Below are 25,658 nucleotides of genomic sequence, written 5' to 3'. Positions count from 1 at the left end.
ACCTACTTTTTCATTTTCGGGTCTAGCGCATCCCGCAATCCATCTCCTAATAGATTAATGGAGATGACTGTTACAAAAATGGCTAAGCCAGGCGGAATCCAGAGCCACGGTCTTTTTTGAAAATCAATGAGAGTGTTAGCAGAATCAATCATGTTACCCCAGGTTGCGGTAGGGGGGACGACGCCAAGTCCAAAATAACTAAGTGTTGATTCGCTCAGGATTGCTCCGCCAACGCGTAAGGTTGCTACAACAATCAGCAAAGGTAAAACATTGGGAAGCAGATGGCGAAATAAAATTCGACTACTGCGAAGACCTAGAACCTTAGCAGCTTGAATATATTCTTGCTCGCGCAGACTCAAAATCTGGCTACGAACCAGACGAGCCAAACCTGCCCAGCCAACGAAGCTAAGCATAATCATGACAATATATAGACGGTAATTAGAAGGAACCTTCCACTCAGATAATACAGCCGCTAGGATAAACAGCATCGGTAATTCAGGGATTGTCATCAGGATATCCGAGGCACGCATGATCAGTGCGTCGACCCATCCGCGAAAATATCCAGCTAAAACACCAAGCAAGGTTCCAAGAAAAACAGAAAGAACCATGGAAGCAAGCCCCACCGTCAAAGAGATTCGACCAGCTTGCATCAGACGAGTTAAAATATCACGCCCCAGAGCATCTGTTCCAAGCCAATGAGACATACTTGGCGGTTTGTTGATCATTGCAGCATTAATTTTTCCTAATGTATAAGGGGAAAGCAGTGGTCCCAGAAAACAAAAGAGAAAGATGGCAACGAGAAAACAGAGACCGATAACTGCTATTTTGTTCTTTTGTAATTTCCTAAAGGACTGTCCCCATAGTGAGGATTTTGAATAAGAGGAGGCCGTATTGATGCCAGTCTCTATGTTATTTTTACCAATCGCGTTCATATGTGCTCCTCCTATTTCAATCTCACCCGTGGGTCAACAACACCATATAACAAGTCAGCCAGCAAATTACTGACAACGGTAAGTAATGCAATGAACATAGTAAATCCCATTAGTAGGGGATAATCCCTAAGTGATAACGCTTGCATATACACCTGACCTACTCCGGGCCAGTTAAAAATTTTCTCCGTAATAATTGCTCCTCCAAACAGAGCTGGCAGTTCAAACCCAAGCAAGGTAATCGCTGGTAGCAAAGCATTGCGCAGAGCATGCTTATAGGTAATTACTTTTTCCTTCAGTCCTTTAGCGCGAGCTGTTCGAATAAAGTCCTGACGAATCACTTCTAATATATTGGTACGGAAATAGCGAGTGAGGGAACCGACACTCAACATGGTTAATACTGTGACAGGCAAAATCATGTGCTTCATAACTTCAATCACATAGTCTAGACCTGTAGCATTGCTCCCCGTTGTCAGGATTCCTCCTGGTGGCAGTATTTTTAGGTCAACCGCGAAAATTTTAATCGCTAGCAAACCTACGAAAAACGCCGGCAAGGCCATGGCCGCAAAAACACCGATTGTTACAAGCGAATCAAACCATGAATATTGTCGGCTTGCAGAAAATACACCAATCGAGATGGCAATGATCCAGGTTAATGTGGTGGAGGTGATAGCAATTAAGAAAGAACTCCAGATATATTGACCTAAGATGGTCGTTACAGGCTGCTGATATTGAAGGGAATATCCCAAATCTCCTCGTAATACATTGCCTGCCCAAACAAAATAACGCTCTATAATCGGCTTATCTAAACCGTATAATGCTTTTAGTTCTATTTTTCTCTCAGGACTTAGCTTAGGATTGGTATCAACATAGTCACCGGGAGTCAGCGCAAAGAGAAAAAAGATTAAGAGAGAAGAGCCGATTAAGGTCGGGATCATAATCATCAGTCTTTTGAACATGTAGGTTTTCATGGACAGAGCGCCTCCTAGCTAAAACATAGATGGAAGGGGTACCTTTCATTTGATATAACGAATGAATAATGAAGGAATATGCTCAGTCCTACCTATCAAGTACATAGGGACTGAGCATGTTCGATGGGCGTTTTATTCCACAATTTTCAGATTAGGTAGGCTTGAGCTTATCCCGGTGTAACCGTTTGGTTCAAATCCTTCCACTCGTGCATTATGGCCTGATAAAATCTTTCGATAGTTCAGGAAAATAAAGGGAGGATCGTCGCTTAATGCTTGATAAAGCTCCTTATAAGCTTCCTTACGTTTTTCAATATCAAGTGTCCCTACACTTTTTGCGAGCAGTTCATCTACCTTAGGATTGGAATAACCATGTGTATTCGTAAAACTACCGCCACCTGTAGAAGAAAACTGAACAACACCATCTGATGGATCACCTAGCATGGTAGTAGAAAAGGAAGCAAGGTCGTGATCACCTTTGTCAGTTCTTGCAACAAGCGCTGGATAATCCATTAATTCTGCCTCTAGTTGAACGCCAATTAATTTGTAGTTTTCCTTCGCGATAGGAATAAGAATGTCGCTTACTTTACTTTTCGTTGTCAGATAGTGAAGAACCAGTTTTTTTCCGTCCTTTTCACGGATGCCATCCGAGCCTTCTTTCCAACCTGATTCATCCAGTAGCTGTTTAGCCTTATTCACATCATAATCGTAGGGATTCACATCTTCTGTATACGCCCAGGATACTGGAGATATGGGGACATTAGCTATTTGTGCATAACCTTGATAGGCGGCATCCACAATTTGTTGACGATCAAGCCCATAGATTAGCGCCTGTCTAACACGCTTGTCTTTTAAATAAGGCTTGCTATGGTTAAAGGAAAGATAGCTGTAGGCAGTCGAAGTATAAATATTGATGTTTGCAAAACCAAGGCTCTTTAAAAGCTCCAGATTATCGGCATTTGCAGGGAAGGAGCTATAATCAGTCTCACCTGTTTGGAAAAACTGCGTAGTATCTCCATCGGTTGTTTTATAAATAAAATGCGGAATGGCCGGTTTTCCCTCGTAATAATACTCATTGGCTACGAATCTCACTTCTTGACCGGGGATAAACTTTTCAAATTTATATGGGCCAGCTCCGACTGGTTTTGTATGCAAGGTACGCAGATAGTCAAGCTTACCTGGTTCATAGCCTTTTCCATAATAAGCTTTGGACAGCACGTGACCACCAAGCAGAAGAAGAGATCGAGCGTTTACTTTCTCAGTGGTTATCTTTATTGTCTGTGGGTCGATGACTGTAATTCCCTCAATGGTTTTTGCTTTTCCTTCTTTATAAGCTTTGCCGCCCTTAATGTGTGCTTCGGCGATTTCTGTTTCTCCGTCATACGTTTTATCATGCAAAAGGGTGAGGGTGAAGGCGACATCATCAGCAGTCAAGGGATCTCCATTGCTAAATTTTACATTTTTACGTAGATGGAAGGTGTACGTAAGCTGATCATCGGAAATATCCCATTTTTCTGCCAATTTAGGAACTGGTTTGCCACTCTTATCAATATCAACCAGTGGAGAAAACATCACGGAGGTAACGTTACCGTCATAACCATTGTGATAAAAATATGGATTGAAAACCCCACCTGGTTCAGTTAAAGCTACTACAACCGTATCTTTTCGATTTTTCGCCGATTGAGGCGATTTCGATTTGTCAGTAGCAGCGATAACAGCATCTCCTGCGTTCTGTACCCGTAGTGTTTGAGCCTGAGTATCTGCCTGACCATCGGCTGGAGTATTAGAGGTGGATGGAGCTGCTCCTTCGCTACTGCAACCGACTAATAAGGAAGCTCCTAATAGAAATGTGAAGAATGAATGTATAAAAGCTCTTCTCATGATGCTCCTCCTTATAAATGGGAAAATGTAGACTCATTATATTCTTATAATTCCGATCTGTAAAGTATGAATTAATCGTATTTCTACAATTCCCACTTGAAAAGCTTTTTGACATAAGGCTGGACATGAGCGTAGAGGAAAATAGCGCGTAGAAAAAAACATTTGACCAAATCTCTTACTAGAAATTTGGTCAATTAGCCTTTCATATTCACTTGTAGTGTCTAATTCGTTACGTAGTTAGAAAATCTTCTTCTGTTCCCGATCTGCTTTTAGAATTTCCACTGCTTCACGGAACCGTTGAGAATGTACAATTTCACGTTCACGAAGGAAAGAAAGGCTATCGATTAAATCGACATCATCAGTCATATTAATCAACCATTGATAAGTAGCCCGTGCCTTTTCTTCGGCAGCAATATCCTCATACAAGTCTGCAATAGGATCACCTTTTGCTTGAAAATATGTAGCTGTGAAAGGCACACCGGCCGCATCATGAAAAAACAAAGCCTTATCATGGCTTGCGTAATGTGCGCCAAGACCAGCTTCCTCTAGCTGTTCAGGAGTAGCGTCCTTCGTTAGCTTATATACCATTGTTGCAATCATTTCGAGATGGGCAAATTCTTCTGTGGAAATATCGTTTAAAAGACCAATGACCTTATCAGGAACCGTATAGCGCTGATTCATATAACGTAGCGCGGCCGCTAATTCTCCATCAGCTCCACCGTATTGTTCCATCAAGTACTTTGCCATTTTCGGGTCGCATTTGCTTACGCGAACAGGATACTGTAACTTTTTCTCATAAATCCACATTCAAAATTCCCCCTTTCTAGACCTGCCAAGGCCAAGGTACTTCGTTCCACGACCAAGGGTACTGTGAAAAGCTATTGCCAAAATTCATCAGAGGTCCGAATAAAGATTCATATTCGCGCTTTAGTGTCATACTTTGCTGAGCCATATCGTTGAATTGCCTAATAGCAGTCATATCAGTAGGATGTGTATCAAGATACAGGTTTAGCTCCACTAAAACAAAGTCGATCGCCTGAATTTGGTGAAGCAGCTCATAAAATTGTTGCTGGCGTTCATCCGTAGAAGTATCATGATCGCTCATTTTTATTTGCCTCCCTTGTACGGATTTTCATAAGGCGCATACAGAGCAGGCCAGAGGGTACCTAAGCAAAGAGCTTTGCATGGATCAAATTGCGGTAAATTCGGAGGTTGAAATCCTAAGTAAAGCTGTGGTGGTGTCTCATAAGTTACAATCCGTTGTGGCGGACAAGGATCACATGGACCGATGAAAGGAAAGTATGCCTTTCGATTTCGACTCATATGATTGCCTCCTTTCCTGTAGATGTCCTTATATGCTTATCAACTGGACAAGGAGAGTAGAACAGAAAACATAGGTAAAAAGAGAAGGAATCCCCCTTTTTTCGTGCAATTTGACAAAAAGGGCGGGCAAAATTCAGTTTGCCATGGAAGTGGCAGAAGTTTCCTGCGACAATAGGAAACTGAATTAAATAAAAATATGGAATTTTATGTGAAGTTATATTATGATAGCAAGCATACCTAGAATAAAGGGTAGGTATATATCTTGGTGATATGGATGAATTAAATATGTGGAAATAGGTTCTTTGAACTATGAGTGTCAAGGATGAAAAGGGAAGCACGGTGTAAATCCGTCACGGTCCCGCCACTGTAAAAGAGGAGTCAGTACAAAAAAACCACTGATCAACGAAGGATTGGGAAGGTATGTGCTGATGTGGATTCTTAAGTCAGGAGACCTGCCTATTTCAACAACACTGTGTGACCTACGGGAGATAGGGAGGTGTTAGATAGCTGTGGCAGTTGTACAAGTATATTCACTGCTTGTTCGGGCATCTCTAACCATCTTTTGAACGGGGAGAGATGCTTTTTTGTTTGAGTTGTGTTTTTTACTGAAAATATAACCTGTTTAGGAGGGCGAACAAGCATGAATAAAGGAATAAGTAGCAATTTAGGATATCCACGCATTGGGGAAAATCGCGAATGGAAAAAGGGATTAGAAGCATTTTGGGCCGGGACAATTGAAAAGAAGGAATTTCTTGCCCAAATGCAACAAAGCAGACTCCAGCACCTGCAAAAACAAAAGGAAATAGGGATTGATCTGATCCCGGTCAATGATTTCACTATGTATGATCACATGTTGGATATGGCTGTGATGTTTGGATATGTTCCAAAACGCTATGAATATGCTGGTGGGGTAGTACCTTTGTCCACCTATTTTGCAATGGCACGAGGAAATCAGCATGCAGTTGCTTGCGAAATGACCAAATGGTTTAATACCAATTATCACTACATCGTGCCGGAGTTTCAGGACATCAAACCCGTCCTGACCGAAAATAAACCGCTTCTTGCTTATAAAGAGGCGAAAGAGGAGCTAGGGATTAAAGGAAAACCTGTCATAATAGGACCGTATACCTTTATTAAGCTATCCAAAGGGTTCGATCGGCTCCAGATACCGGCGATTATCCTACAGCTTGTTCCTCTTTATGTGCAGGTTCTAACAGAATTAGCGCAGGAAGGCGTGGAATGGGTTCAGATGGATGAGCCCATTCTAGTAACATCATTATCCGAAGACGAAATGAAGACGATCTCCTACATCTATGAACAGCTTCATGAGGCTGTTCCACAACTACAAATCATGCTACAAACCTATTTTGGCTCCGTTACATTTTACAAAGAAGTGATTAAGCTACCTGTAGCAGGAATTGGATTAGATTTTGTCCATGATGCAGGACGCAGCCTTGAGCAGATCACAACAAATGGTTTCCCTCAGGATAAAGTACTTGGGGCGGGCATCATTGATGGTAGGAACATTTGGCGGGCAAATCTGACTCAAAAGACAAATCTTCTTGCTACAATCAAAGAGCATGTCGATGCATCCCGTATCTGGATTCAGCCATCTAGTAGTCTACTTCATGTTCCAATCAGTCTAAATCAAGAGACACAGCTTGATCCACTAGTTAAAGATTCATTGGCGTTTGCAGATGAAAAACTAATTGAAATCAAGCATATTACAGATTGGTTGCAGAACCGAGAGGAAAGCGTTAAAGAGATTTTTGCTGAGAATCAAACCATTTTAGAACGGGTAGCGAACTCTGTAGCTCGCAATCGCCCACATATACATGAGGCTGTTGCCAGCTTGCAATTAGATCAGATCGGCCGTGCATCTGATTATGAACAACGGCGAAAACAACAACAGCACCAATTACAGTTACCAATTCTCCCTACTACAACGATTGGTAGTTTTCCACAAACAACAGAAGTTCGTCAGGCGAGAAATAAATGGCGGAAGGGGGAATGGTCGGCAGAGAAATATGAGCAATTTTTGCAAGCAGAAATCCGGGAATGGATTGACATACAAGAGAAGGTTGGGCTTGATGTGTTGGTTCATGGGGAATTTGAACGGACAGATATGGTGGAATTTTTTGGCGAAAAACTAGGTGGATTCGCTTTTACTAAAAACGGATGGGTGCAATCCTATGGCTCACGTTGTGTAAAACCACCAGTTATTTACGGAGATGTAGAGTTTATTGAGCCGATGACAGTTAAGGAGAGTATCTATGCACAATCTCTTACAACGAAACCGGTCAAGGGAATGATTACAGGACCTGTCACAATTTTAAATTGGTCCTTTGTGCGTGACGATATTTCCAGACAGCAGGTAACCTATCAAATTGCACTCGCCTTACAAAAAGAAGTAGAGGCGTTAGAAGCTAGTGGGATCACGATGATTCAGGTTGATGAACCAGCACTACGTGAAGGGTTACCGTTAAAGAAAACGGAATGGGAAGCATATTTAGAATGGGCTGTAAAAGCCTTCCGCTTAACGACTTCTACTGTAAAAGACACGACCCAAATTCATACCCATATGTGCTACTGCGAGTTTCATGATTTTATCGATTCTATCAGCGAATTGGATGCAGATGTTATTTCAATAGAAACATCACGCAGCCATGGTGAGCTAATCCATGCTTTCCATAATCATTCCTATCTGAAAGGAATTGGTCTAGGTGTCTATGATATTCATAGTCCCCGCGTTCCAGCTGTAGAAGAAATGATAAAAATGATAGAGAATGCTCTACAGGTCCTTGAACCCAGACAATTTTGGATTAATCCCGATTGCGGTTTAAAAACAAGAGGGCGTAAGGAAACGATCGCTTCCTTAGAAAATATGGTGACTGCTACTCGATTAGTTCGTAACACCATAACAGCTATTCCCTAGGATTTACTAGAGTCGAAGGGGAGAAATGGATTTACCAGAAAAAAGAGTACGAGATTCAAAACATACCTTCACAGATCCTGTGTTTCCCCAATACGAATCATCACAATACAATACTGAAAATAAGTAAAGGACAGAGAAGATAAAGATCAAAAACAACCGGGTTAGTTGATTGGCAGCATTTCTACATGGGGTGATACCCTAAGCACTGAAATGCTGCCATTCTATTTTATATAAGGTTCTATAACGAAGATTCATGTGCTATAAGAAGGGAAACGATAGTTGTTTTCTTACACAAGGAACAATAGAAGAAAATGGATAGTTACAGACTCAGAAACTAGGGCAGCATGATGACAGTCAGAGTCTTTTCAATATTTGGTATGAGTGAAGATTCATCAGAAGTGTTCCAAGCAATAAAACCGTCAGGGCGTAGATTTAGCTCCATTCTAGTTATTTTTTGATCCCTAGGATACAATGTAAGCTGGAATTGTGGAAAATACAACCATTTTCTTCTAACATTTTGTTGGAGAGTAACGTCAACGTGTGAGTAGAGTAATAAAGGTATCAAGTTTACAAAAAAGAGCAAAAAATTTTTACCTACACTTCTAATTGAGAAAGATATTCACTTTCAGTTTTTGATCGTTTATACTTAGCAGTAATGTTTTCATTAGTAGACAAGAGAGAAAAGAGTGATAGATTCGTGTTACGCCGGTTTTTTTCTTATTATCGCCCTTATAAAGGGTTATTTATTTTGGATTTTTCATGTGCCATTATTGCAGGCTTACTAGAATTAGTATTTCCTTTGGCAGTTAATCAATTTGTCGATAAACTGCTTCCGGGGCAAAATTGGTCGCTGATTATTGGGGCTTGCTTTGCTTTGTTGGGAATTTATTTTTTAAACACAGCCCTTAATTTTGTTGTCACATATTGGGGACATATGCTTGGCATTAATATTGAAACGGATATGCGGAAAAAGTTGTTTGATCATATCCAGAAGCTGTCATTCCGGTTTTTTGACAATAACAAGACAGGACATTTAATGTCTCGCATGTCAAATGATTTGATGGAAATTGGAGAGATAGCTCACCATGGGCCAGAGGATTTGTTCATCGCTATCATGACCCTCTGCGGTGCATTTGGTGTCATGTTGTATATTAATTGGCAATTAGCCTTGCTCACATTCCTCGTTATTCCTTTTTTGATTTGGCTAACCGTTTTCTTTAACAAGAAAATGACGGTTGCTTTTCGAAGAATGTTTTCCGATATTGCAGATTTTAATGCGAGAGTGGAGAATAACATTGGTGGCATTCGTGTGGTACAAGCATTTGGTAATGAGGAATATGAGAAAGCTCAATTTGCTGTTAATAATGGTCGTTTTCGTTTGACCAAGCTGCTCTCTTACAAAATCATGGCTATGAATATGTCTATCAGCTACCTGCTTATGCGGCTAGTGACACTATTTGTCTTGATTTGTGGAACTTGGTTTGTCATTAAGGGGCATTTGACAGCAGGTGAATTTGTAGGTTTTGTATTGCTCACAAATATATTGTTTAAACCTATTGAAAAAATTAACGCAGTTATTGAACTTTATCCAAAAGGGATTGCTGGCTTCAAGCGCTATGTGGAGCTTTTAGATACTGCTCCAGATATAGCTGACTCTACTAACGCGATCGCTGTAGATCATTTAAAAGGAAACATAGAATATCACGATGTTACCTTTGGCTATCAAAATAAAGAAAATATCCTAAACAGTATCAATTTAACCATTCGTGCAGGTGAAACTGTAGCCTTTGTCGGGCCGTCCGGTGCTGGGAAAACAACGCTGTGCAGTTTATTGCCACGTTTTTATGATGTTACCTCAGGCAAAATTACCATTGATGGAATGGATATTCGAGATTTGAAGCTAGAATCCTTACGTAAACAGATTGGGATTGTTCAGCAGGATGTCTTCTTGTTCTCAGGAACACTTCGAGAGAATATTAAATATGGAAACTTACAAGCTAGCGATGAGGAAATATGGAATGCTGCGCGTCATGCTAAATTGGAAGAATTCATTCTCTCTCAAAAGGATGGATTGGAAACGATTATTGGTGAGAGAGGTGTCATGCTCTCAGGTGGGCAGAAGCAACGTTTAGCCATTGCGCGTATGTTCTTAAAGAACCCGCCTATCCTTATTTTGGATGAAGCAACCTCTGCCTTGGATACAGAGACAGAGCTAGCGATCCAGAAATCACTGGAAAAACTGTCTGAAGGAAGAACGACACTTGTCATTGCACACCGTTTAGCAACGATTAAAAATGCTGATCGTATCGTGGTTGTGACAAAAGACGGAATTACAGAGCAAGGAAATCATCAGGAGTTACTTGCGGCAAAAGGAGTTTATAGTAGATTGCATGAAGCGCAATTTTCTACATTAGTACAATAAAAGTCATTTTTACGTGTCACGAAAAAAGCATTCCACAATATCCGAATAAAATGGATAAAATGGGATGCTTTTTTTAGTAGAAAGAATCTATAGTTGTTGGTTCTAAGGTGGTTTTTCGGCTTGAAAGAGAATTACTGAATCGCTTGTGGTCTTCGATTAGACCTCATTTTTTCTATGTAAAAGTAGTAGAAGATATGATACTATCATTTGAGAATGATAATCATTGATGTAACAAGAGGCGCTTTTTCAAGGATACTGTACTGAAAAAGAGGCTTGTTTCTGTTTATAAGGAATCCATGATACATACGACAAGGGGGCAGATGCATCTTTTTTCAGACAGATCATTCATAGAAATCAATAGATAACAGGATGAATTTTACAAAGGAATGATAGAGTAATGGTATCCCACGAATCACAAAATGAGCAGGACGGGGCAATGAAACAGCTAAAGCACAAATCTAGACCCGCAATTGCTCTTATCATGATTATTGGTTTGTTCATAGCACTTGTTTTTGTAATGGTGGCTTCTATTTCTTTGGGAGCAGCAGATATTGATTTTTTGACGGTGTGGTCAAGCATTGTTTCTTTTAATCCTGACCAAACCTCCCATCAGATTATTCAAGAATTACGCTTGCCTCGGTCAATAGCCGCAGGTTTAGTGGGGGCTTTTTTGGCTGTATCGGGAGCTATTATGCAAGGCATGACCCGAAATCCCCTAGGGGACCCGTCCATTATGGGTATAACGAATGGAGCGGGGTTTGCGATTGCGCTGGCCTTTGCCTTTTTTCCAGGTCTGTCAAACATGAGCATGATGGCCTTTTCTTTTATGGGAGCAGGATTAGGTGCTGGTCTCGTATTCGCTGTTGGATCATTGTCTAAAGGGGGGCTAACTCCCGTAAAATTAGCACTGGCTGGTGCAGCGGTAGGCGCATTACTTACTTCGCTATCTTCTGCCATCGCGATTCATTTTCATGTAGCTAAGGATATAAGCTTCTGGTTTGCAGGAGGGGTGGCAAATACGCCCTGGATCAGTGTCGAATTGTTATGTCTTGTGGGTGCTATCGGGCTCCCGATTGCTTTACTATTAGCGCGTTCTATTACGATTCTTAGTCTAGGTGAAGATGTTTCGAAAGGCTTAGGACAACGCAATTTTATCATTAAAGTGATTTGTACCTTGGTGGTGCTGCTACTGACAGGAGCATCTGTAGCGGTAGCTGGTTTTATTGGATTTATTGGGCTGGTAATTCCACATATAACACGTTCATTAGTAGGAGTAGATTATCGCTGGATTATTCCTTGCTCCGCTTTACTAGGAGCACTGTTGCTCATTGTATCTGATATTGGTGCTCGTTTAGTAAATGCCCCTTTTGAAACGCCAGTGGGGGCTGTGACTGCCATTCTAGGAGCACCGTTCTTTCTATATTTGGCTAGACGTGAAGGGAGGGGCTTATAATGCAAGTACTGCAAAAAGGAAGAAAAAGCCCCTGGGTAGTTCTTGGATTGATTACATCGTTGATCATCGTAGTATTTTTTGTCAGTCTACATTTAGGAGTTATTCGCATTGCACCCTTGGATGTCATAGTAACCTTATTTGGATTTGGAACAGCGGATCATCAGTTGATATTATTTGAGTTCCGGCTACCACGGATGGTTATTGCTTTATTAATTGGAGCTGGTCTTGCTATTTCTGGAGCTATTTTGCAAAGTGTCTCGCAAAATGAATTAGCTGAACCGGGAATTATCGGAATTAATTCTGGAGCAGGCTTGTTTGTCGTCATCTATATTTATCTATTTAGTGGCTCGATGACAGCCATTGGCACCATGTCTATTTTTATTTTGCCAGTAATAGCATTACTAGGAGCTTCGCTATCTGCCTTTATCATTTATCTGTTAGCATGGAAAAATGGTGTGACTCCAACACGGCTGATTTTGGTCGGGATTGCTTTGAACGCAATATTGGGTGCATTCTTAATTGTGTTCCAGCTTAAAATGAACAATACAGATTTTATGAAGGCTATGATCTGGTTGTCCGGGAGCATTTGGAGTACGAATTGGACATATGTACTGGCTACACTTCCGTGGATTGTTTTTCTTATTCCTTATACCATGTATAAGGCACGCTATTTAAACGTGTTGCATCTAGGCGATGATATTGCTGTGAGTTTAGGGACGAATGTGGAGAGGGAACGAAGATTGTTACTAGCAACGGCTGTTGCGTTAGCAGGTGCTTGCGTGGCGGTTGGAGGAGGAATATCGTTCCTTGGTTTGGTTGCTCCTCATCTGGCTAAAAAAATGGTAGGACCGAAGCATCAAATTTTAATTCCTACGGCTGCACTGCTTGGAGCACTTCTTTTACTCTCTGCCGATACGATTGGACGCAATATCTTAGCCCCATCGGAATTACCAGTCGGAATTGTAGTATCTGCCTTAGGGGCTCCTTATTTTATTTATTTGTTAATGAAATCGAAGTCATAGACAGATTAATACATTTTAAAAGACGTATACGAGGCTACAAATAGGAGACTCTTCAAGCTGACAGGTTATCGAGTAAAAGATAACCTGTTTTTTGTACAAATTAGTTCTTTCTTCCTGTTCTTACAATTATCAATTCCATTGAGTTGTTTTAATTTTTTAGGTAAATCACTATCCTTTTTAACACTTTTTCTACATTAACCATTAATTCTTTTCATTACAGGGAAGGCTAGATTGTTGTCCATGATTACAAATGTAAGCTGTAAAGTCGAATATTGGCAGCAGTGCTTCAAAGATAACTCCTAACTCTTGGTTAGATAGGCAGGGAAAGCACTGTTGCTTGTTACTTGTAGTCGAATTACATTTGAAAGTGAAAAAAGTGAAAAAGAATGTTACTAAATGTCAATAAATTGTAAAAAAATATATATTATGTAAAAAGAAACTTGATTTACATTTAAGGTGTAACGTTTTTCCAGAAACAAGCAAAGAATCCCAGTATCAATATGTTGCTGAGAGCTTATCTTGTTCTAAGAAAAAGGTTAGGATTGCATGTCTTGCGAACAAGAATCTGGGCTTACTATGTTCAGGAAGTGAGAATTACAAAAAGTTGTATTTTTTGACATATTGTGCTAGTATTCAGCAAGGGTAATTTTAAGTGTTCAGAATAGATTCCCTAAAGAGAGGAGGAATAATAGCTTTTCTAGCAGTTTCGCATTGTTTAATTTTTTGTAATAACTCATTTTTGTGTGGAAAATGATTTTTGTTATTGCGTAATTCACTCATTTCTAGCAGATTCAGCGGTCGTTTTTTGTGAGTCAGATTTGCTTACTAGGTTTATAAAACTGTATCGTTGTCGCTTGAATTAATAGAAATTTCTTAATTGGGTTTTTAAGGAGCGAACTAATCCCCCACAACCCACTTAGGATAAGAAAAATGTATCGTAAAACACCAGTTTTTTGAACAAGAGAAACAATCATATTGAATCTGATAGGCCAAGATAGACAAAAAGCAAGGCTATTCATTTGGATAGTAGTATAAATTGTGCTTGGTACTGGTTTCTTATGACAGTAATTTTGCTAATATTAAAAATTTTATGTAGCTCTTTCATCCAGAGGCTCTCCATTCGCAAAAAAGCTTGGGAGAGGCTCATTTAAATGATTCTAGAACTATACCAGTGCCATATTGCAAAGGAGATAAAACGATGAAATGTTCAACTAGTAAAAAAGTAGATAATCACATGCTGCGTAGTGTTGATGACAATCAATATCAGGAGCATTTTGCTACCGACGATAGCCCCCTTCCAAAACGTGTACCCGGGGGAGCAAGAGTTTCGTCCAAAGCTATCGAGTCTAGATGGGAATTACTGTCGGTTCGACCTGAGGCCAAGGAACAATTACTAGGCAATCAAACCGTAGACCAACTTGAGTTGTATCAAAAAAACATTGAGAATCTGATCGGTACAGTCAGTATTCCGGTAGGCTTGGCTGGTCCTTTACGGATCAATGGTCTTTATGCCCAAGGTGATTACTATATTCCTTTAGCTACTACCGAGGCTGCTCTCGTAGCTTCTTATAATCGCGGTGCGCAGGTCATTAGCCAAGCAGGTGGATGCAGAACCGTGATTTTGAAAGAAGCAATTGGGAGGACCCCTGGCTTTATCTTTGAGAGCGTAGTAGAGGCGAGTCGATTTGCTAACTGGGCGGTTTTTGAATTTGATACCTTCCGCGAGGTTGCCCAGAGCACAACAAACTTTGGTCAGCTTATTAGAATGGATCATATGATCGAGGGTAACTACGTGTATCTCATTTTCGAGTTTTCAACTGGAGATGCATCTGGACAAAACATGGTAACGATCGCAACACAAGAAATCTGCAACTATATTCGACAGCATTCACCAGTTCCGTTCAAGAATAGCTTTGTTGAAGCGAACTTTTCGGGAGACAAGAAGGCTTCTGCAAAATCTTTCATGACCGTGAGAGGGAAAAAGGTTTGTGCTGAAGTGGTATTACCTGCAAAATTAGTTAGCCAACGCTTCCACACTACTCCTGAAAATATGGAAAAGTACTGGAGAATGGCATTTGTAGGTGGAGTTCTGCAAGGCATGATTGGTTCCCAAGGTCACGTAGCTAATGGTTTGGCTGCCTTGTATCTAGCAACAGGACAAGACGTTGCTTGTGTATCTGAATCGTCCGTTGGCGTTACACGATTCGAACTGACAGAAAATGGGGACCTGTATGCATCGATAACGTTACCGAATGTTATTGTGGGTACGGTGGGCGGAGGTACAGGGTTGCCGAGTCAAAAGGCATGCCTTGAAATTATGGGACTTTCAGGTGCTGGACATGTACACGCGCTTGCGGAGGTATGTGCCGGTCTAGTTTTAGCCGGGGAACTGTCGATCATCGCGGCATTGGCCGCTGATGATTTTACTAGAGCCCATCATAAGCTTTCTCGTGGCACAGATGGAACAGCTCAAGGGATGGTGAAGCAATATGTCTAATGTGAGCTATCAACAGCTTTCTTGGTCGAGACGTTGGTGGATTTATCAGCGGGAGAGATTTCCCGTTGTTCAAAATGGAATCGTGGTCGCTGTATTCAGTATATCTACGATGCTTTACTCTTCTATTCTGAGAAACGGAGCTTCACCCAGTTTCCAGTCGCTTGTAATTGGTTTCTTGTCGACTTTTTTGTTCTTTTTGCTGTTGCGCATTGCTGATGAATTTAAGGACTTTGAGGAAGACTCCCGATTTCGTTCGTATCGGGCTGTTCCGCGTGGGGTTGTAACCCTGAAGCATCTCGGAGTGCTTGGTGTTTTCATAGGACTTCTTCAGCTTGGTATGGCATATTGGTTGTCTCCAAAGCTTATTTTTTGGTTAGTGCTTGCATGGGGCTATCTAGCTTTAATGAGTAAGGAATTTTTTGTCAAGGAATGGTTAAAAGCTCACCCAATTATTTACCTGCTGTCCCATATGGTAATGATGCCGATGATTGTGATGTATATCGTGGCATGCGACTGGGTGACAGCTTCAGATACAATTCCTTCTGGGCTTCCTTGGCTTTTACTAGCCAGCTACGGAAACGGAATCATTTTGGAGATTGGGCGCAAGATTCGAATCCCCGAGGATGAGGAATATGGTGTCGAGACCTACAGCTTTTTGTGGGGCTACAAAAGGGCAACCTGGATATGGGTGGCCGTTGTGTTTTTGACATCTTTCGTGGTTTGGATGGCTTCCGTACAAGTGGGTGCTGGCCAAATCGTGATGTGGTGTGCTGGATTAAATGTGCTGATCGCAGTTTGGATGGCAGTGACGTTTCTTAAATCAATGACAACGAAAGTAGCACAGGCTATAGAAAAAGTTTCGGGTCTACTCATTATCTTGCTGTATCTTAGCCTGGGACTTGTTCCACTTTTATTTTAAGTGAAAAGGAGGTTATAGCACATGACGTATATTTTACAAATGAACCGTGCAGAGGAGAATGAGCTGCAAAAGATGGGCGGTAAAGCTCGTGCCCTCGCTTTGCTGGGACAGGCAGGTATGGTGATTCCCGAGTGGTTTGTTCTTACACCAGAGGCTTTTATGGAAAGTGTACCCAAAAGTCTTATGGAGGAGTTAAAGGGAGCGGTCCTTCAATCAGAAGAGGCAGTCACGCGAGTTTTAAGGCACATTACTTTAGAACCGAATGTGGAAGCGATGCTAAAAAAAGAAGTTGAGATACTTTGCGCAAACAATGAATTGGTGGCTGTCCGTTCCTCTGCATTAGATGAGGATGGGGCTGAACACTCCTTTGCTGGACAGCTAGAAAGCTACTTGTTTGTCAAACCAGAGGATGTGCCAGCTAAGGTTCTTCAGGTCTGGCGATCTGGCTTTAGTCAACGAATCTTGACCTATCGAAAAGAAAAGGGGCTTAGCTTGCTGCCCCAGCCACCCGCAGTTCTGATCCAACGAATGGTTGACTCAGAAACAGCCGGGGTAGCATTCAGTGCAGATTCCTTGACGGGACAAAGAAAAATTGCCATCGTGGGGGCCTTGTACGGGCTTGGAACAGCGCTAGTATCAGGGGAATGCGATGCAGACACGTATAAAGTGAATCGTAATGGGGAGATTGTGGAGCGTGAAATAGCGACAAAGCTGATTGCGCATCGTTTCTCAATGGACAGCGATGAGGGCGTGGAGAGTGAAGAGGTAGCGGTTGAGAAGGCAAATCAGCCAGCCCTTACAGATGAACTAGTGCGATCAGTTGCAGAGCTAGCCCGCCGTTGCGAACGTCATTTCGGACGACCCCAGGATATTGAGTGGGCCATTCAGGATGGAAAGCTCTATCTCTTGCAATCACGTCCAATTACCAACTTAGCGGAAATGATTGATCCTGATGATGAGTTTAATCTATGGGATAACAGCAATATTTCAGAAAGCTATGGCGGTATCACAACCCCCCTGACATTTTCATTTGCCCGTCACGCCTATGCTGAGGTATACAAGTCGTTCTGTCGAATAATGGGGGTTTCCGCTGAGGAGATTGTTAATCGGGATTCCGTGTTCCGTTGCATGATTGGCCTTGTCAATGGACGAGTGTATTACAACCTGCTGAACTGGTATCGTTGTCTGGCACTGCTTCCTGGTTATCAAATGAATCGAGGTTTTATGGAACAGATGATGGGGGTTAAGGAAGCACTTCCCCAGCAACTGACGGATAATGTTCAGCAGCAGGTGAGCATGCAAGACAAACTCAAGGATGCAATGCGTCTTGGTAAGACAATTGTTAAATTGATTGGCAATTTTAGACGTTTGCCGAAGACGATCGACGTTTTTTACCAACGCTTAAACAATGCGCTTGGTATTACCCGCCCAGACCTGCAACAATACAGTACAGTCGAGCTAGCCAACTACTATCTGAAGCTACAAGGTCAGCTTCTAACTCGTTGGGATGCCCCATTGATTAATGATTTTGGAGCTATGATCTACTACGGTTTATTGCGAAAGCTGACGACTAAATGGTGCAATGATGAGGATTCTACCCTACAGAATTCACTGCTCGCAGCAGAAGGTGGCATTATCAGTGCAGAACCAGCAATGCGTATGAAAAAGCTGATGAAGCTAACGAACCAAGATGCCACCTTCATCGACATCCTCTGCAATGGCACTCTAGCAGAAATCATGAAGGAAATGGATCGATTCCCTGCATTTAAAGAAGAGTACGAGGCTTATTTGGACAAATTCGGAGATCGTTGTTTGGATGAACTCAAGCTAGAGAGCGTTAATCTGTTTGACAACCCGCTTCCGTTGTTGCGCTCTATTGGCCATCTTGCATCCCGTCCCGCCCCAACTGAGATGGGACCAAGCGAGGAAGAAATAAGACGCATGGCAGAGGAGCAAGCATTTCAATCTATCGGCTTCAATCTGTTTCGTCGAGTCCTTTTTCGCTGGGTACTTAAAAATGCGCGATTGCGCGTTCGTGATCGGGAAAACCTACGATTCGAACGAACACGGGTCTTTGGTCGTTGCCGTTCCATCTTTCTAGAAATGGGGCGTCGCTTTTATGCACTCGATCTGCTTGACGATCCCCGCGATGTATTCTATTTGGAAGTGGGAGAATTGCTAGGTATGGCAGACGGAACTGCAACATGCAGCAACCTAAAGGGCCTAGTAGCACTGCGAAAAGCTGAATTTGAAAAATATCATGAAATGGATGTGCCTGAGGATCGCTTTGAAACGTATGGCGTCATTTATAAAGGTAATACGTTTAAAGCGAAAAGCCCTAAAGAACCACTGACAGGGGATGTGATGAAAGGAATCGGTTGTGCGGCGGGTGTCGTACGTGGTCCGGTTCGTGTGGTTACGGATCCCCGTGATGTGACGTTGCTTCCAGGAGAAATCCTTGTAGCTGAGCGGACTGATCCAGGCTGGATTGTGCTTTTCTCCTCAGCAGCCGGATTGCTGGTCGAACGTGGAAGTCTGCTGTCCCATGTATCTATTGTTTGTCGTGAGATTGGTATTCCAGGAATCGTTTCTGTAACTGGTTTGACTCGATGGTTGAAAACAGGAGATTGGGTTGAATTTGACGGTAGTACAGGGGTCATTCGTAAGATCACCCCGGAGGAGGGATCGATCAGTGCCTAGTAATATTGGAAATCTCGCCCAGAAAGTAACGATAGATGCGCGCCCCAAGCTAGCTAGCGAAGTTGACTTTTCCTTAATCCGTTATGCCCAGTGCTGGGAGGATGCTGACATCCTCCTAGAGGCACTAGATATTCAGCCTGGAGATAACTGTTTAGCTATCGCCTCTTCTGGGGACAATGCACTAGCGATGCTAAGCAAATCGCCAGAGCGCGTTGTCGCACTAGATTTGAGCCACGCCCAGCTTGCCTGCTTGGAATTACGCGTGGCAGCCTATTCTGCTCTGACACATACTGAACTGTTAGAACTTATGGGCTCAATCCCAAGTAACCGGCGAAATGAACTATACCAAAAATGCCGCAAGCAGCTCACACCGCTAGTAAAAAACTATTGGGATTCTCAATCAACCGCTATAGAATCTGGGATTGGAAGCATTGGGAAATTTGAGCAGTATTTTTCAATGTTTCGCAATTCAATCTTACCTCTTGTCCATTCTCGCTCTCGGGTGGAAAAGCTTCTTCAGAACCGCACGCCAAAGGATCGCCGCACGTTTTATCAAAAAGAGTGGAATACGTTACGCTGGAGATTGATGTTCCAGTTCTTTTTTTCCCGTTTTGTCATGGGAAGGCTAGGGCGTGATACCCGTTTTTTCCGCTATGTAGAGGGCAGTGTAGCAGCAAGGATTTTACAAAGAGCCCAATATGCCCTAACTGAGCTTGATCCTATGCAAAATCCTTATCTCCAGTGGATTTTACAAGGACGACATAGTCATGCATTACCGTATGCATTAAGACCTGAAAATTTTGATGCTATACGAAACAACCTGCATCGAATTGAATGGCATTGCTTATCAGTTGAAGAGTATTTACAGCATGTGGGCCAAAACGCATTTGATAAGTACAATCTGAGTGACATTTTTGAATATATGTCCGAAGACCAATATGAAAATTTACTGAAGGTTTTGGTACAAGCGGGGAGGAAAAAAGGACGACTGGCTTACTGGAATATGCTGGTTCCCCGAAGTCGCCCTGCGAGCATGGAGGAGTCACTTCGTCCACTCACCAGCTTGAGTCAGGAACTTTTTAAGCAGGATAAGGCTTTCTTTTACAGTGCGTTTGTACTGGAGGAAATCATATGAGTGGTATTATTCCCTTACATCCATGGTTCGGTATTGTGCTGCTGCTTGCCGCCATAGCATTGTTGATTTCAGGATTGCGTTTTTACCAGGTCAGGTACCAGCCTGATCCAGAATGGGTTCGTAAGCTTTTTCATATGAGCTCCGGTACATTCGCATTGATTGCTCCATGGCTTTTTGGTCAGGATTGGCCTGTATTGGTTGTGTTAGGGTTTGTCGCAATTGTTCTATTTCTTTTCCGAGTTACTCGGCTAAAGAATGGACCCGGAAAAATTTTATCTGATGTTTCGCGTTATTCATTTGGTGAGATGTACTTTGTGATGAGTATTGCGATTCTTCTCCTTTTTACGGAACAAGAAGAACGGGTTTTGTACAGTATTTCTCTCATCATTCTCACGTTAGCTGATGCGATCGCTGCTCTTGTCGGCGTTCGCTACGGTCAGGTGAGATACGTAGTTCCCGAGGGTATGAAGAGCATAGAAGGGTCATTTGCCTTCTTTTTAGTTGCTTTTTTATCGACTCACATCACCTTATTTTTGTTTTTTCCGATGGACGGAATGGCTAATTTAATGATTTCTATTACAGTGTCACTGTTAGCCACTTTAGCTGAGTCCGTTTCCTGGGGCGGGAAGGATAATTTAGTTGTACCAATTGTGAGCTTTATGATGCTCAAGTTTCTCATCGTAAAGGACAATGCCCATTTGCTGTTGGCGCTCACTCTAGCACTCTTACTGTTTATCTTGCTTGAAGCATGCAGAAGAACGAAGGTCGTGTGTCCACAGGCTTTGATGGGAATATCAGTCATTTCGTATGTGAGCTGGGCTATTGGTGGAATAGATTTTCTATTGGTATTACTGCTGCATACCGTGTCATCGCCCATTATTTTGAAGAGTTCAACTGAGCTGTTTTCCAGCAAAAAAATAGGCCTATTCATCGCCACATATACAATGAGTTTTGTATGGTTATTTTTGTACCAGCAAACACAAAGTGAAGTTTTTTTCTTCGCATTCCTGATCGGTCTATTGGCCCAATCCATTTGTTTTAGTCTCACGGAAATCTTTCAGTCGTCTCAGAAAAGGCATCTGTTAATTTATCTTTTTTTAAACATTTTGAAAAACTGGGGGCTGACATTGACGGCTTTAGTGCTTCGTTCAGGTCTAAGCAGCGAAGTGGTTGTTCATTCGATTTGGGCGGCCGTAAGCATGCTTATGGCCAGCGGTATTTACTATCTCTTTGTCTTTAAGAGGTCGAAGGCAGCCGTGTTAATCCAACCAATATGCGCGGCGGTTGGTTCTATTTTGGGAATTCTGCTTTTTTAATGATCAGCGAAAAGAGTAGGGAGGATATTCGACATGTTAAAAGCAGTACAGGTTACGAATACCAAGATGAAGGAAGAGTTTTGCTCACTACCGGGGCCTTCTGCAAATCGGATCGATTCTCTAGACGAATCGAATGCTGATACTCACTGGATGATACTAGACAAGGAAGGCGTAGCCGCACGCTGTTCACTATGGTGGTCAAACGTACCAGCATATCATGAACATCAGGTTGGTGTAATCGGACACTATGCAGCTCGAAATGCTGCAGCAGCAAGTGAGCTACTACAACTGTGTTCAAGAGAATTGGCTAAAAAGGGATGTACAATCGTGATAGGCCCAATGGATGGAAATACGTGGGGGACACACCGATTGGTTACGAAAACAAAAGGAGATCTTCCTTTCTTCCTTGAGCCAAATACACCCTTGGAATGGGCAGATCATTTTACACAGGATGGCTTCGAACCGCTATCTCACTATATTTCGCGTATTGTTGATCTTGATCATAGAGATTTGGGCGAAGCGGGGCAGGAGTATGAGAAAAAACGGTACAAGCAACTGACACAGCATATGAATGAACGCGGCATTCGTATCCGGCAGTTGGATTTGACTCGAATCGATGAAGAGCTTACACGAATCTATGAACTCTCGATACGAGCTTTTCATCAAAATTTTTTGTACACCGAGATAAGTGAAAATGAATTCTTGAAACAATACACAAAGATTGTTCCATATATTAAGCCAGAACTGGTTTTGTTAGCCGAGCATGATGATCGACTGGTCGGCTTTATGTTCACCTTACCAGATGTGATGCAAGCCCAAATGGGAAAGGCGGTCGATCAGGTAATCTTAAAGACGCTGGCTGTTGATCCAGATTACCAAGGGTATAAAATAGGCTCCTTCCTCGTAAAGGCAGTCTACGATTTGGCTCAGAAGCTAGGTTATCAACGTGCGATTAATGCGTTAATGATCCAAGAAAATCGATCCACAAGGTTTAACGCGAATGAAGGCTACATTCTTCGTGATTACACCTTATTTGCTAAGAAATTGGAGAGGGAAGCATGAATATCTTTGAAATTGTCAAACCTCATATTCAAAATTGCCCCAATGCGATCGCGATACAGGATATGCCAGACAAAGAGACCCGTCATCTAACTTTTGCCGATCTGGACAAACGTTCTGCTCAAGTCGCAGGGATTTTCAAGAAACAAGGGTTAGTGGCAGGCGATACGGTTCTACTCTTTTATCCAATGTCGATTGAGTTGTATATCACCTTAGTAGCAATCTTCAGACTTGGATTGATCGCGATGTTTCTTGATCCATCTGCTGGTAAAAATCATATTGAACGATGCTGTACATTAAACCCACCTAAAGCGTTAATTGCAAGCCCAAAAGCCCAACTATTGAGGCTGTTATCCCCAGCTATTCGAAAAATTCCGCAAAAATTTGTGATTGGGAGGAGATTGCCTGGAGCCATTTCTTTAACCTCACAAACCAATGCAACAGAGTACAGTCAATACCATTCATGTCAACATGACACGCCTGCGCTCATCACCTTTACCAGCGGTAGCACTGGGGAGCCAAAAGCGACTGTGCGTACTCATGGATTTTTAATTGATCAATACGAGGTGCTCAGGCGCAGTCTTGACATGCAAGCTGGAGCAATCGATATGACAACACTACCTATTTTTGCTCTGTGCAATCTTGGGGCTGGGATGAGGAGCATTATTCCTAATGGTGACCTGCGCCGGCCAGGAGCGATTGAACCGGGGCCCGTCATTGCTCAGCTCCAAAAACAACATGCTCAGAGAATCGTAGCTTCACCAGCGTTTTTTGAACAACTGTTGGGGTACTGTGAAAAACATGACATCGTTCTAACTGAGCTTACATATATCTTCAGTGGCGGTGGACCAGTATTCCCACGACTCATGTCCAGATTACAACGGATTGCTCCAAACGCTCGCATAATGGCCGTATATGGGTCCACCGAGGCTGAGCCAATTGCAGAAGTAGATTGGAACGATATCCATACGAATGATCTTATTGCAATCAAGTCAGGAAAAGGTCTTTTAGTAGGAACCCCTGTTCCAGAGATTCAGGTACGGATTGTTCGTCATCAGTGGGGCAAACCGATTGGTTCTTTATCCAGTACAGAATTTGAAAACATCTGCCTGACTCCTGAGGAAGCGGGAGAGATTGTGGTCACAGGTCCACATGTGCTTTCCGGATATTTGCATGGAAGAGGAGATGAGGAGACGAAATTCCGCGTGGATGGAACAGTCTGGCATCGAACCGGGGATGCTGGGTACTTTGACCAATCGGGAAGATTATGGCTTCTGGGAAGAGTAGCCGCACGAATTAAAGATGAAAGGGGAGTTTTGTACCCTTTTGCTGTGGAGAGCGTGTTATCGTTTGATGAGTCGATCGGACGAACTGCTTTAACACAATATCGCGGTCGTCGTGTATTAATTGTGGAAAGAAATAGTAAGAGCTACATGACTGCTGAATTGGCTGAAATGCTAGAATGGGCAAACCTCGATGCCATTATCTATATGGATCAGATTCCAGTTGATAAGCGGCACAATGCTAAAGTGGATTATAGTCTTTTGAACAAGGCATTGGAACAAGGAAAATTTGAGCAACAAACTATTTCCGTTTGAGGAGGACATTATGATTCTTACACTTCCGCCTGGACCAAATAAACCTCTGTACAACGTGTTCCGTACTCTGCACAATATTCTGGATTTCATTAAGGAAAACGCAGACAAGTATGGAGACGTCGTGTATTATCCGTTGCTCAATGAACGCATTTATCAATTAAATAAGCCGGAGCTTATAGAAGAAGTATTTATCAAAAAACAATCGAGTTTTATAAAGAATGATCGATTACAAGCAAAGCTTATCAAAAATATTTTAGGCGAAGGTTTATTCACCGCTAACGGAGAGCATTGGCTTCGGAACAGACGGATGATGGCCCCGGAATTCCACCAAAAACGGATAGAAAGCTATGGAAAGACGATCATTGAAGTAACGAATCGTTACATTGAGAACTGGCAAGAAGGCGAAACGCGCGAAATCAAGATCGATATGCTCAATTTAGCACTTGATGTCGTAATGAAAAGTTTGTTTGGACATAACAATACCATTGACGAAGGAAAATTAATTCAGGCCTTGCAGACGATTCTAAGGTATTACGCTAAGGCAGTCATGTTCCCTATACCACTTCCAGGTTATAGTAACTATAAGCGCTGTGCAAAAGAGATGGATGACATGATTTTGCAGTTAATTTCTTCACGAAGATCATCAGGTATATATGGAGATGACTTATTAGGAATGCTTCTTTCCATGCGCGATGAAAATGGAGAAGGACTTGATGATCGTCAAATTCGCGACGAAGTGATGACCTTGATTGTTGCAGGACATGAGACAACTAGCGCAGCGCTGGCGTTTGCTTTTTATCTTCTATCTGAAAATCCTGATGTTACAGAGAAAATGGTGGCTGAAATTAGTGAAGTGCTTGATGGTCGTTTACCCAATATTCAAGATTTACCAAATCTACAATATACCACAATGGTGGTAAATGAGACCCTCCGGCTTCGTTCTCCAGCTTATATCTTGCTTCGTCAGGCTGCAGAAGACATTCAGATTGGCGAATATATGATTCCAAAAGATTCGATTGTGTTAGTTAGTCAGTATGTCATGCACCGTGATCCCCGTTATTTTGAAGACCCACTGGTATTTCGTCCAGAACGCTGGGCAGATGGGCTTGAAAAAAAATTACCGACGTTTGTCTACTTTCCCTTTGGCGGTGGACCGCGTATGTGCATTGGACAACGATTTGCAATGGCAGAGGCCGTGTTGATTTTGGCTACCATTGTTCAACGCTACAAGCTAACAGCAGTTAATCAGGACAAGCTAGAGGTAAACGCTTCGATAACTCTATCCCCAAAAGCCTTGCATATGGTTGTAAATAAACGGATGTAACCATCTACCATTGATATAAGAAATGAAAATGCCAAATACTGAGAAAAAGAGCTTTTAGGGAAAATAGATGAAAACAATACCGTTCTATCGTTAGAGGTAACCGGGTAAACAAAAAATGGGAAATGATATAAAAACAGTGTGAACCGAGCTTGGATAAAGAGGGGGTTCAATGCTGTT

At 42.2% G+C, this 25,658-nt stretch carries 18 protein-coding genes and 1 riboswitch; of the genes, 12 read left to right on the top strand and 6 right to left on the bottom strand.

All coding sequences use genetic code 11. From position 1 onward, the window contains the following. Positions 1–2 precede the first annotated feature (2 nt). From opp4C to GOP56_RS04810, 6 genes are all read right to left on the bottom strand, one after another. A complete protein-coding gene (opp4C, locus tag GOP56_RS04835; protein WP_163244689.1) occupies positions 3–932 on the bottom strand; it encodes an oligopeptide ABC transporter permease in 930 nt (309 codons plus the stop codon). A gap of 11 nt (positions 933–943) precedes the next feature. Beyond that, complete coding sequence (locus tag GOP56_RS04830; protein ID WP_003337645.1) at positions 944–1,900, bottom strand: ABC transporter permease; 957 nt, start codon at positions 1,898–1,900, stop codon at positions 944–946. Positions 1,901–2,032: 132 nt separating this feature from the next. Further along, entirely contained in the window at positions 2,033–3,778 is a 1,746-nt protein-coding gene (locus GOP56_RS04825; protein ID WP_163244688.1) for an ABC transporter substrate-binding protein, read from the bottom strand. 237 nt (positions 3,779–4,015) lie between these two features. Beyond that, the gene (locus GOP56_RS04820) at positions 4,016–4,585 is read right to left on the bottom strand and encodes a manganese catalase family protein (RefSeq protein WP_003337643.1); all 570 of its coding nucleotides are present in this window, start codon (positions 4,583–4,585) and stop codon (positions 4,016–4,018) included. 16 nt (positions 4,586–4,601) lie between these two features. Further along, positions 4,602–4,883 (bottom strand): spore coat protein CotJB, encoded by a 282-nt coding sequence (locus GOP56_RS04815; RefSeq protein ID WP_003339375.1) that lies wholly within the window; start codon positions 4,881–4,883, stop codon positions 4,602–4,604. 2 nt (positions 4,884–4,885) lie between these two features. After that, positions 4,886–5,101 carry a spore coat associated protein CotJA gene (locus GOP56_RS04810; protein WP_035318030.1) on the bottom strand — a complete coding sequence of 72 codons (216 nt, stop codon included), beginning with the start codon at positions 5,099–5,101 and terminating at the stop codon, positions 4,886–4,888. A 278-nt stretch (positions 5,102–5,379) separates the two neighbouring features. Further along, positions 5,380–5,576, top strand: a riboswitch (cobalamin riboswitch). A gap of 165 nt (positions 5,577–5,741) precedes the next feature. Here GOP56_RS04810 and metE point away from each other — a divergent pair. The 12 genes from metE (at position 5,742) to GOP56_RS04750 (ending at position 25,481) form a co-directional block, all read left to right on the top strand. Next, positions 5,742–8,036, top strand: coding sequence for a 5-methyltetrahydropteroyltriglutamate--homocysteine S-methyltransferase (gene metE / locus GOP56_RS04805; protein WP_163244687.1), 2,295 nt, complete (start codon positions 5,742–5,744; stop codon positions 8,034–8,036). 697 nt (positions 8,037–8,733) lie between these two features. Continuing rightward, positions 8,734–10,458, top strand: a complete 1,725-nt coding sequence (locus GOP56_RS04800; RefSeq protein WP_163244686.1) for an ABC transporter ATP-binding protein — start codon at positions 8,734–8,736, stop codon at positions 10,456–10,458. A gap of 436 nt (positions 10,459–10,894) precedes the next feature. Then, positions 10,895–11,911: a FecCD family ABC transporter permease gene (locus GOP56_RS04795; protein ID WP_003339371.1), complete on the top strand. Its 1,017-nt coding sequence runs from the start codon at positions 10,895–10,897 to the stop codon at positions 11,909–11,911. Continuing rightward, complete coding sequence (locus tag GOP56_RS04790) at positions 11,911–12,933, top strand: FecCD family ABC transporter permease (RefSeq protein ID WP_163244685.1); 1,023 nt, start codon at positions 11,911–11,913, stop codon at positions 12,931–12,933. Before GOP56_RS04795 ends, GOP56_RS04790 begins: the two co-directional genes overlap by 1 nt. Before the next feature lie 1,198 nt (positions 12,934–14,131). After that, the gene (locus GOP56_RS04785; RefSeq protein ID WP_163244684.1) at positions 14,132–15,430 is read left to right on the top strand and encodes a hydroxymethylglutaryl-CoA reductase; all 1,299 of its coding nucleotides are present in this window, start codon (positions 14,132–14,134) and stop codon (positions 15,428–15,430) included. Further along, complete coding sequence (locus GOP56_RS04780) at positions 15,423–16,349, top strand: UbiA family prenyltransferase (protein ID WP_163244683.1); 927 nt, start codon at positions 15,423–15,425, stop codon at positions 16,347–16,349. The genes GOP56_RS04785 and GOP56_RS04780 overlap by 8 nt, the downstream gene beginning before the upstream one ends. Positions 16,350–16,370: 21 nt before the next feature. Next, positions 16,371–19,049, top strand: coding sequence for a PEP/pyruvate-binding domain-containing protein (locus tag GOP56_RS04775; protein ID WP_163244682.1), 2,679 nt, complete (start codon positions 16,371–16,373; stop codon positions 19,047–19,049). After that, a complete protein-coding gene (locus tag GOP56_RS04770) occupies positions 19,042–20,184 on the top strand; it encodes a BtaA family protein (RefSeq protein WP_163244681.1) in 1,143 nt (380 codons plus the stop codon). The genes GOP56_RS04775 and GOP56_RS04770 overlap by 8 nt, the downstream gene beginning before the upstream one ends. Continuing rightward, positions 20,181–21,500 carry a diacylglycerol/polyprenol kinase family protein gene (locus tag GOP56_RS04765; RefSeq protein WP_163244680.1) on the top strand — a complete coding sequence of 440 codons (1,320 nt, stop codon included), beginning with the start codon at positions 20,181–20,183 and terminating at the stop codon, positions 21,498–21,500. The genes GOP56_RS04770 and GOP56_RS04765 overlap by 4 nt, the downstream gene beginning before the upstream one ends. A 33-nt stretch (positions 21,501–21,533) precedes the next feature. Further along, entirely contained in the window at positions 21,534–22,562 is a 1,029-nt protein-coding gene (locus GOP56_RS04760; protein ID WP_163244679.1) for a GNAT family N-acetyltransferase, read from the top strand. After that, entirely contained in the window at positions 22,559–24,157 is a 1,599-nt protein-coding gene (locus GOP56_RS04755; protein ID WP_163244678.1) for an AMP-binding protein, read from the top strand. Before GOP56_RS04760 ends, GOP56_RS04755 begins: the two co-directional genes overlap by 4 nt. A gap of 10 nt (positions 24,158–24,167) precedes the next feature. After that, positions 24,168–25,481 carry a cytochrome P450 gene (locus tag GOP56_RS04750; RefSeq protein ID WP_163244677.1) on the top strand — a complete coding sequence of 438 codons (1,314 nt, stop codon included), beginning with the start codon at positions 24,168–24,170 and terminating at the stop codon, positions 25,479–25,481. The last annotated feature ends 177 nt before the right edge of the window (positions 25,482–25,658 follow it).

Origin of the sequence: Brevibacillus sp. 7WMA2 (assembly GCF_010748895.1) — a bacterium.
Lineage (GTDB): Bacteria > Bacillota > Bacilli > Brevibacillales > Brevibacillaceae > Brevibacillus_B > Brevibacillus_B halotolerans.
Note: the sequence above shows the minus strand (reverse complement) of the source record. Positions and strands in the feature narration are given on the sequence as shown.